Here is a 9,325-nt window from a genome sequence, read left to right on the forward strand (position 1 = left end):
GCATGGGCATCCTGCTGACGGAGGGCGCCCGCGGTGAGGGCGGCATCCTCCGCAACAAGGACGGCGAGCGCTTCATGGAGAAGTACGCGCCGGTCATGAAGGACCTCGCGTCCCGTGACGTCGTCTCCCGCTCCATCTACACGGAGATCCGCGAGGGCCGCGGCTGCGGTCCCGAGGGCGACCACGTCTACCTGGACCTGACGCACCTCCCGCCGGAGCAGCTGGACGCCAAGCTGCCGGACATCACCGAGTTCGCCCGTACGTACCTCGGCATCGAGCCGTACACGGACCCGATCCCGATCCAGCCCACCGCGCACTACGCCATGGGCGGCATCCCGACCAACGTCCAGGGCGAGGTGCTCGCGGACAACACCACGGTCGTCCCGGGCCTGTACGCGGCCGGCGAGGTCGCCTGCGTGTCGGTGCACGGCGCCAACCGCCTCGGCACCAACTCGCTGCTGGACATCAACGTGTTCGGCAAGCGGTCGGGCATCGCGGCGGCGGAGTACTCGGCGAAGCACGACTACGTCGAGCTGCCGGAGAACCCGGCCTCCTTCGTCGAGCAGCAGATCGAGCAGCTCCGCAACTCCACGGGCAGCGAGCGGGTCGCGGACCTGCGCCGTGAGCTCCAGGAGACGATGGACGCGAACGTGATGGTGTTCCGTACGGAGCAGACCATCAAGACGGCCGTCGAGAAGATCGCCGAGCTGCGCGAGCGCTACCGGAACGTGTCCATCCAGGACAAGGGCAAGCGCTTCAACACCGACCTCCTGGAGGCCATCGAGCTGGGCAACCTGCTCGACCTGGCCGAGGTCATGGCCGTCTCGGCCCTGGCGCGCAAGGAGTCCCGCGGCGGTCACTACCGCGAGGACTACCCGAACCGCGACGACGTCAACTTCATGCGCCACACCATGGCGTACCGCGAGGTCGGCGAGGACGGCTCCGAGACCGTCCGTCTCGACTACAAGCCGGTCGTCCAGACCCGCTACCAGCCGATGGAGCGTAAGTACTGATGGCTACCCCCGTTCTGGACAAGGTGGAGAAGGACTCCGCCGCGTCCCCCTACATCACGGTCACCTTCCGCATCCGCCGGTTCAACCCCGAGCTGTCGGACGCGGCGGTCTGGGAGGACTTCCAGATCGAGATCGACCCGAAGGAGCGCGTGCTCGACGGTCTCCACAAGATCAAGTGGGACCTCGACGGCACGCTGACCTTCCGGCGCTCGTGCGCGCACGGCATCTGCGGCTCGGACGCGATGCGGATCAACGGCAAGAACAGGCTCGCCTGCAAGACGCTGATCAAGGACATCAACCCCGAGAAGCCGATCACCGTCGAGGCCATAAAGGGCCTGACGGTGATGAAGGACCTCGTGGTCGACATGGAGCCCTTCTTCCAGGCGTACCGGGACGTCATGCCGTTCCTGGTCACCAAGGGCAACGAGCCGACGCGCGAGCGTCTGCAGTCGGCCGAGGACCGCGAGCGTTTCGACGACACCACCAAGTGCATCCTGTGCGCCGCGTGCACCTCGTCCTGCCCGGTCTTCTGGAACGACGGCCAGTACTTCGGTCCGGCCGCGATCGTCAACGCGCACCGCTTCATCTTCGACTCGCGTGACGAGGCGGGCGAGCAGCGCCTGGAGATCCTGAACGACAAGGACGGTGTGTGGCGCTGCCGCACCACGTTCAACTGCACCGACGCGTGCCCGCGTGGCATCGAGGTCACCAAGGCGATCCAGGAAGTGAAGCGCGCGCTGATCACGCGTCGCTTCTGACACCTTCTCGGCTCCCCGAGCCCGCTTCTGTACGCTGCGGCGTGCAGGAGCGGGCTTTTTCTTCTCCGCGGCGCGCAGTCGCGGGGCCTGGAGGACGGGGACACCGATGAGCGAGCCGAACCCTTACGCGGACGGGGACTACACGTGGGGGCCGGGCCACGGGGCCGGCACGCCGGGGTACGGGTACCCGCACGACGCGGCGCCGGCGGGCGGGGCCTATCCGGTGTCGCCCGCGTACCAGCCGACGCTGCCGGGCGGGGTGCCGGTGCCGCCGCAGTACGCGGCGGGCGGGGCGCCGTCGTTCTCCCTCGGTGACATCACGGTGGTGGGCGACCAGGTCCTCACCCCGGCCGGGTCGATGCCGCTCAAGGGGGCGGTGTGGAACGCGACGGACCTGTCGCGCACCGAGGAGAAGATCTCGACGGTCGGCATCGTGCTGGCCTGCCTCTTCGTCGCGGCCTGCGGTCTGGGCCTGCTGTTCCTCCTGATGAAGGAGAAGACGACCTCGGGCTTCGTCCAGGTCACGGTCACCAGCGGCGGCCGCCACCACGCCACGATGATCCCGGCGACCCGCCCGGACACGATCCACTGGGTGATGAGCCAGATCGCGTACGCGCGCCAGCTGAGCTTCTGAGGGCCGGGCCCCGGGCGCGGCCTGAGACCGGGCCGGGGCGGGTCAGCCGTGCCAGGGGCGGGTGGTGGGGTTCTTCTCGGCGACGAGCATGATGCGGCGCAGGAGGTCGTTGAGCTGGGCGCGTTCCTCGGGGGAGAGGACGCCGAGGAGGCGGTACTCCTCGTGGCCGAGGACGTCCATGGCGCCGTGCCAGATCTCGCGGCCGGTGGGGGTGAGTTCCACGACGACGCGGCGGCGGTCGGTGGTGGAGGGGGTGCGGCGGACGAGGCCGCGTTTCTCCAGGGCGTCGAGGCGGCCGGTGACCGAGGCGGGGGCGAGGTCGAGGTCCTGGGCGAGGTCGGAGGGGGCGGCGCTGCCGCCGCGGCCCGCGAGCTTGTGGAGGGTGTCGAACTCGTGGCGTTCGAGGTCGAAGTCGGCGAGGGACTGTTCGCGGACCCGGCGCAGGTGCACGGAGAGCTTCTTCATGCGGGTGACGGCGCCCTCGACCACGGGGTCGAGGCCGGGCAGGACGGGCTGCCAGCGCTCGACGTGCCCGTCGGTCCAGTCGCGCGCGGCGGGCGTCACGCCCGCGGGGTCGGTCGCTTCCGTCGGCTCCATGCGCCGATCGTACGTCGCGGGCCGACGCGTTCCCCGGACGCGCCCCGCACCCCGAACCCTTCGGATCCGAATATTTCGTTGACGAATTATTCGATACCGAAATACATTCGTCGGCATGCCCGCCACGCCGCCCCTCACCACGTCCCCGCCCCTCCCCCATCCCCTCCGCACCCGTCCCTTCCGCCTCCTCTTCACCGGCCGCGCCCTCTCCCTCCTCGGTGACGCCGCCATCCCCGCCGCCCTCGCCCTCGCCGTCCTGGCCGCCACCGGTTCCACCGCCGCCCTGGCCCTCGTCCTCGGCTGCGCCATGGTCCCCAAGCTGCTCCTGCTGCCGCTCGGCGGCGTCGTGGGCGACCGCTTCGACGCCCGTACGGTCGCCCTCGTCACCGATCTGGTCCGCTGCGCCACCCAGCTCGTCGTCGGCGTGCAGCTCCTCGGCGGCGCCCCGACGCTCGCCGTCATCGCGGTCGCGGAGGCCGTCGGCGGCGCGGCCGGCGCCTTCGCCATGCCCACCGTCTCCCCCCTGGTCAAGGGCACGGTCCCGGCGGAGTCCCTGCACCGGGCGAACGCCGCCATGAGTGTCGCCGTCAGCGCCACCCGCCTCGGCGGCCCCGCGCTCGCCGGCGCCCTCGTCCTCACCGTCGGTCCCGGCTGGGCGTTCGTGCTGGACGCAGCGACCTTCGCCGTCAGCGCCCTCCTCCTGACGGCCGTCCGCGTCGAACGGGTGCCGATACCGCGCCGCTCGTTCCGCGCCGACCTGGCGGAGGGCTGGCACGAGGTCCGCTCCCGGGACTGGTACTGGACGAGCCTGGTCGCCCACAGCGCCTGGAACGGCGCCGCCGCCGTCCTGATGACCCTCGGCCCCGTGATCGCCGTCCAGCGGCTCGGCGGCGCGGCCACCTGGGTCGTCCTGCTCCAGACCGGCGCCGTCGGCTTCCTCCTCGGGGCACTGCTCGCCGACCGCGTCCGCCCCCGCCGCCCGGTCCTCGCCGCCAACCTCGGCCTCGCGACGTACGCCCTGCCGCTGGTCCTGCTCGCCGTGGCCGCGCCCGCGCCGCTGACGATCGCCGCGTACGGGCTCGCGCAGGCGGGCCTCGGCTTCCTCTCCCCCGTCTGGGAGACCGCCGTCCAGCGCGCGGTGCCCACTCACGCCCTGGCCCGCGTCACCTCGTACGACTGGCTGCTCTCCCTCGCCGCCATGCCGCTCGGCTACGCGCTCGCGCCGCTCGCCGCCTCCGCCTGGGGCGCCGGCGTGCCGCTGGTGGCGGCCGCCGTCGCCGTCGGCGGCTGCTGCCTGGCGACGGCGCTCGTGCCCGGCGTCCGCCGCTTCCGCTGAACCGGACGGCCGGCCCCTGGCGACGGGGGCCGCGGGGCGTCGATGTCCGGTCACCGCCCGGCCCTTGGCCGGATCGGGCGCGCGGCCCGCGCCGTGCGGCCACTACGGTGGGGGGATGACGACCGGGACGGCCTCGCGCCACACACGGATCGGTGACCCGGTGCTCTCCTGAGCGCCGCGCGGGCCGGCCGGGGTCGCCGTGCCACCGCGCGGGCCCCGCCTCCGTCGTGTCGATCACGCGCTTCACGTATCGGCCACGACAGGAGACGAACCCTTGCTCACGAAGACCCTGGAGATCCCCACCCCCGACGGCCGCGCCGACGCCTTCGCCGCCTTCCCCGGCGGTGGCGGGCGGCACCCGGGGGTGCTGATGTACCCGGACGGCTTCGGCCTCCGGCCCGTCCTGCGGGAGATGGCCCGCGAGCTGGCCGGCCACGGCTACCACGTCCTCGTACCGAACCCCTTTTACCGGCACGGCCCCGCGCCGGTGGTCGAACTCCCCGCGCACATCGGCGAGGAGGCCCGGCCCGCGCTGTTCGCACGGCTGATGCCCCTGATCGAGGCGCACACCACCGCCCGGGTGCTGCGGGACGCGGACGCCTACCTCCGCTTCCTCGCGGGCCGGCCGGAGGTCGCCGGAGGACCGGTCGCGGTGACCGGCTACTGCATCGGCGGCCTCCTGGCGCTGCGGACCGCCGCGGCGCATCCGGACCGGGTGGCCGCCGTCGCCGGTTTCCACGGCCCGGTGGTCGCGGACGAGCCGGGCGGGCTGCCCGGCTTCCTCTCCCGCATCACCGCCCGGGTCCACCTCGGCCACGCCGCGGGCGATCTGACGCCCGAGGCCCTGGGCGACCTCAACGCGGTGCTGGACGCCGCCGGGGTGGACCACACCTCCGAGATCTATCCCGGGACCGCCCACGGCTTCACCATGGCCGACACCGACGCCTTCGACCCGGCCGGGCTGCGGCGCCACTGGGACCGCCTGCTCCCGCTGCTCGCCGGGGCCCTGGGCCGGCCGGAAGGAACGGAGCGGTCCGGCGCGGCGGTCAGCGCACCGCCGGGGCGCCGACCTCGGCAAGAAAGGCGGTGAGCAGGGCGGCCGTCTCCTCCGGGCGCTCCAGGGCGGGGAGGTGACCGGCCCAGTCGAGGCGCTCGTGGCGGGCGGCCGGCAGGAGGCGGGCGAGGTCCTCGGCCAGGGCCCGGAAGTCGGGCACGTCATGGGCGCCGGAGACGACGAGCGCGGGTGCCCCGACTCGGACGAGGTCCTCGGCCGTGACGCCCGCGTCGACGGGGGCGTGCTCCTCCGGCACGGGCAGCTGGACGTCGAAGATGTGCCGCTGCATGGCCCGGACGAGCGCGCGCACCTCGGGGCCGGCGCCGGGGCCGAGCCAGGTGTCGACGTTGAGTTCGACGGCGGCGTCGATGTCGCCGGCGATGAGCAGCTCCCTCTCGCGGGCGCCCCAGGCGCGCAGCTCCTCGCTCGGCTCGTGGCCGGGGGCGCCGGAGCAGAGCAGGGCGAGGGCGGAGACCCGCTCCGGGTGGAGGGCGGCGAACTCCAGGGCGACCTCGCCGCCGAAGGAGGAGCCGACGACGGCGGCGCGGTCCGCGCCGATCTCGTCGAGGAGGGCGCGGACGTCCTCGGCGTGGGTGTGCGGGGCGTCGATGGGGGTGTCGCCGTAGCCGCGCAGATCGCAGCGGACGACACGGTGTCCGGCTTCGGCCAGCGTGTGGAACTGTCCGTCCCACATCCGGCGGTCGCAGACCCCGGAGTGCAGCAGGAGGACGGTGGAGGGGCCTTGTCCGGCCAGGTCATGAATGAGCGTCACCCCGTGACCCTAGGGGCGGGCGGGGCGCTTGACCACCCCTTTCTCCACCACGGCCCCGCCCCGGCGACCCCGGACTTGAACGCGTTCAAGAGGAGGTCTACAGTCATGCCTGCCAGCATTTGAACGCGTTCAAGGGAGCGTGGGGCATGGACCTCACTGTCGTCGCGTACATCGTCTACCTGCTGATCAGCGTGGCTCTGACCATCTGGGTCGCCCGCACCCTCAGCCGCAACGGAAGGGTCTTCCTCGCCGACGTGCTGCACGGGAACGAGAAGCTCGCGGAGGCCGTCAACCACCTCCTCGTCGTCGGCTTCTACCTCGTCAACTTCGGCTTCGTCGCTCTCCACCTCAGCCAGGAGGCCGCGGTCCTCGACGCCCGCGCCCTCTTCGAGGCCCTCTCCGTCAAACTCGGAGTCGTCCTCCTCGTCCTGGGCGTGATGCACCTCGGCAACGTCTACGTCCTCAACAAGATCCGCCGCCGGGGCGTCATGGAACGCGAGCAGGTGCCGCCCGTCGCCCCCCAGGGCTGGACGGCCCCCGGCAGGGGCGGCCCCTGGAACCCGCCCGCCCCGCACGCGCCCCGCGCCTGACCGGAGCCGCGCCATGACGACCCCCGTCACCCGCCCGGTCACCCCGGTCGGCCGGCTCACCGTCCTGTACGACGCCGACTGCCCGCTCTGCGTGCACCTCCGGCACTGGCTGCTGCGCCAGCGGCAGCTCGTCCCGCTCGACCTGGTCCCGGCCGGCTCGGCGCAGGCGCGGCGCATGTTCCCGGCCCTCGACCACACCGCGACGCTCCGGGAGATCACGGTGGTCGGGGACCGGGGGCAGCTCTACCGCGAGTCGGCCGCCTGGATCGTCTGCCTCTGGGCCCTGGCCGAGCACCGCCCGAAGGCCCACTGGCTCGCCACCCCGGCCGGGCAGCCCTTCGCCCGGGCCGCCGTCCTCACCGCCGCCCGGTGGCGGGAGGCCCTCAAGGGACCGGCCGGGGACGCCGGAGGGCCGGCGCCACGGGAAGCGGACCCCACCCGGAACGCCCCCGCCGGGGACGGCTGCGCAACCGGGCGCTGCGAGGCGCCCGCGCCGCCCGGCTAGGCTCGGCACCGTGAAGGACGCGAAGGAAGAGAAGAAGGCCCCCAAGAGCGAGCAGACCCGCACGCTCATCCTCGAAACCGCGCTCCGGCTGTTCCAGGAGCGCGGCTACGACCGGACGACGATGCGGGCCATCGCCCAGGAGGCCGGGGTCTCCGTGGGCAACGCCTACTACTACTTCTCCTCCAAGGAACACCTCGTCCAGGGGTTCTACGACCGGATCGCCGAGGAGCACCAGGCGGCCGTGGAACCCCTCCTGAGCGGCCCCGAGAAGGACCTCACCGCACGCATCCGAGGGGTCCTGCTCGGCTGGCTCGACATCGCGGAGCCGTACCACGAGTTCGCGGCCCAGTTCTTCAAGAACGCCGCCGACCCGCAGAGCCCGCTGAGCCCGTTCTCGCCCGAGTCGGAGGGCCCGCGCGAGGCGGCGATCGACGTGCACCGGCGGGTGATCTCCGGCGCCTCCGTCAAGCCGGATCCCGAACTGGCCGAGGCGCTCCCCCGGTTGCTGTGGCTCCAGCAGATGGGCCTGGTGCTGTTCTGGGTGTACGACCGCTCGGAGGGCGCGGCCAACAGCCGGCGCCTGGTCGAACGGCTCGCGCCCGTCACCGCCCGCGCCATCTCGCTCTCCCGCTTCCGCGTGCTGCGGCCGCTGGTCAAGGAGACCCACGAACTGCTCTCCGACTTCCTGCCGACGGCGGCCGGCATGGCGGCCTCCGGCAAGCCGAAGCGCACCGCGCCGAAACAGCGCTGACGGTCACACCGAGGCGCGGACCCGAGCCCGAGGGCCCACGGCACGCGGGCCGGGGCGGGTCAGCCCGTCAGATCCACTTCAGCTCCCACAGGCGCCAGATGCCCGTGCCGTCCGACAGGAGCTGGGAACCGGCGACCTCCTCCGTGGAGAGCACGTAGTCCCTCTTCTGCCACAGCGGGACGAGCGGGACCTCGGCGGCGACCTCCGTCTGGATGGCCTTGAAGTCGCCGGTCGCCCTGGCCCGGTCGCCGTACTGCTGCGTCGAGGCGATCAGCGCGTCGATCCGCTTGCTGGAGAAGCCGTTGTGCAGGGTGTTCGCCGTGCCGACGAGCGGCGCGGTGAAGCTGTCGGAGTCGGGGAAGTCGGGCAGCCAGCCGACCGTGTAGACGTCGTAGGCGCCCCGCGCGTACGCCTTCTGGAAGCTCTGCCAGTCCGCCTCGACCAGCTTGACCTTGAAGAGGCCGGTCTCCTCCAGCTGCTCCTTGATCGCGGCGGTCTCCTTGTCGTACGGAGTGCCCTCGCGGTAGCCGAAGGTGAACGACACCGGCGTCTCGACCCCGGCGTCCCGCAGGATCTTCCTCGCCTTGTCCGCGCTGGGCTCGGGGTTGGCGTCGTAGAAGGCGGTGTTGTGGCCGAGGAAGCCCTGCGGAATGACGGAGTACAGCGGCTCGACCGTGTCCTTGTACGTGCCGGTGGCGAGCTCCGGGCGGTCGATGACGGCGGCGATCGCCTGCCGCACCGCCTTGTTCGCCATCGGACGGCCGGGCCGGACGTTGAAGTTGAGGTTGCGGGTCTCCGGGCTCTCCGCCTCGGTGACCCGCGTGCCGTCCTTGGTGTCGAGGTCGGAGATGAAGTCCGGCGGCAGCTGCCGGTGCGTCACCTGGACCTGCTTGGCCGTCCAGGCCTCGGCCAGCTGCTCCGAGGTGCGGAAGTAGCGGACGAGGACCGTGCGGCCGGTCCTGGTGAGGGCACCCCGGTAGGCCTTGTTGGGCTCCAGGCGGGCGGACTCGCCGGGCTTGTACTCCTTGAGGACGTACGGGCCGGAGCCGTCGACCGCGAGATCCGCGCGCAGCCGGTCGGCCGGGTAGCGCTCGCGGTCGACGATGGCGCCGGCGCCGGTGGCCACCTTCAGCGGGAAGGTGGCGTCACGGCCGCTCAGGTGGAAGGTGACGGTGCGGCCCTCGGCCACGATGGTCCTCAGTGTCGGGAACAGCGGCTTCGGGCCGACGTCGGCCTTGATCCGGAGCATCCGCTCGAAGGAGTACTTGACGTCCTCGGCGGTCACCTTGCGGCCGCTGGAGAAGGTCAGGTCGTC

Annotated in this window: 11 protein-coding genes; 8 read left to right on the forward strand and 3 right to left on the reverse strand. The window is 72.5% G+C overall.

Annotated features, from left to right (window positions below):
* The 3 genes from RIF68_RS16275 to RIF68_RS16285 all read left to right on the forward strand — a co-directional run.
* On the forward strand, positions 1-1,013 hold a 1,013-nt coding region (locus RIF68_RS16275; protein WP_309051977.1), incomplete at its 5' end, for an FAD-binding protein.
* Positions 1,013-1,771: a succinate dehydrogenase iron-sulfur subunit gene (locus RIF68_RS16280; RefSeq protein ID WP_309051978.1), complete on the forward strand. Its 759-nt coding sequence runs from the start codon at positions 1,013-1,015 to the stop codon at positions 1,769-1,771. The genes RIF68_RS16275 and RIF68_RS16280, both read left to right, overlap by 1 nt.
* Positions 1,772-1,877: 106 nt before the next feature.
* Positions 1,878-2,405 (forward strand): hypothetical protein, encoded by a 528-nt coding sequence (locus RIF68_RS16285; protein WP_309051979.1) that lies wholly within the window; start codon positions 1,878-1,880, stop codon positions 2,403-2,405.
* Positions 2,406-2,447: 42 nt separating this feature from the next.
* Here RIF68_RS16285 and RIF68_RS16290 read toward each other — a convergent pair whose 3' ends face one another.
* The gene (locus RIF68_RS16290) at positions 2,448-3,002 is read right to left on the reverse strand and encodes a MarR family transcriptional regulator (RefSeq protein WP_309051980.1); all 555 of its coding nucleotides are present in this window, start codon (positions 3,000-3,002) and stop codon (positions 2,448-2,450) included.
* Positions 3,003-3,117: 115 nt separating this feature from the next.
* Between RIF68_RS16290 and RIF68_RS16295 the strand changes: the two genes are divergently transcribed.
* The gene (locus RIF68_RS16295; protein ID WP_309051981.1) at positions 3,118-4,338 is read left to right on the forward strand and encodes an MFS transporter; all 1,221 of its coding nucleotides are present in this window, start codon (positions 3,118-3,120) and stop codon (positions 4,336-4,338) included.
* 274 nt (positions 4,339-4,612) lie between these two features.
* Positions 4,613-5,428: a dienelactone hydrolase family protein gene (locus tag RIF68_RS16300; protein WP_309051982.1), complete on the forward strand. Its 816-nt coding sequence runs from the start codon at positions 4,613-4,615 to the stop codon at positions 5,426-5,428.
* On the opposite strand, the gene RIF68_RS16305 is transcribed toward RIF68_RS16300, so the two are convergent.
* Positions 5,385-6,164, reverse strand: a complete 780-nt coding sequence (locus RIF68_RS16305; RefSeq protein ID WP_309051983.1) for an alpha/beta hydrolase — start codon at positions 6,162-6,164, stop codon at positions 5,385-5,387. The genes RIF68_RS16300 and RIF68_RS16305 overlap by 44 nt on opposite strands.
* Before the next feature lie 146 nt (positions 6,165-6,310).
* Here RIF68_RS16305 and RIF68_RS16310 point away from each other — a divergent pair, with 146 nt between their 5' ends.
* Genes RIF68_RS16310 through RIF68_RS16320 form a run of 3 tightly spaced genes read left to right on the forward strand, consistent with a single transcriptional unit; the run spans position 6,311 to position 8,010 of the window.
* Entirely contained in the window at positions 6,311-6,754 is a 444-nt protein-coding gene (locus RIF68_RS16310; protein WP_309051984.1) for a hypothetical protein, read from the forward strand.
* Between the two features lie 13 nt (positions 6,755-6,767).
* Positions 6,768-7,259 carry a DCC1-like thiol-disulfide oxidoreductase family protein gene (locus RIF68_RS16315; RefSeq protein ID WP_309051985.1) on the forward strand — a complete coding sequence of 164 codons (492 nt, stop codon included), beginning with the start codon at positions 6,768-6,770 and terminating at the stop codon, positions 7,257-7,259.
* A gap of 10 nt (positions 7,260-7,269) precedes the next feature.
* Positions 7,270-8,010: a TetR family transcriptional regulator gene (locus RIF68_RS16320; protein ID WP_309051986.1), complete on the forward strand. Its 741-nt coding sequence runs from the start codon at positions 7,270-7,272 to the stop codon at positions 8,008-8,010.
* A 67-nt stretch (positions 8,011-8,077) separates the two neighbouring features.
* Here RIF68_RS16320 and RIF68_RS16325 read toward each other — a convergent pair.
* On the reverse strand, positions 8,078-9,325 hold a 1,248-nt coding region (locus RIF68_RS16325), incomplete at its 5' end, for an ABC transporter substrate-binding protein (protein ID WP_309051987.1).

The organism is Streptomyces sp., from assembly GCF_031178505.1.
Lineage (GTDB): Bacteria > Actinomycetota > Actinomycetes > Streptomycetales > Streptomycetaceae > Streptomyces > Streptomyces gulbargensis.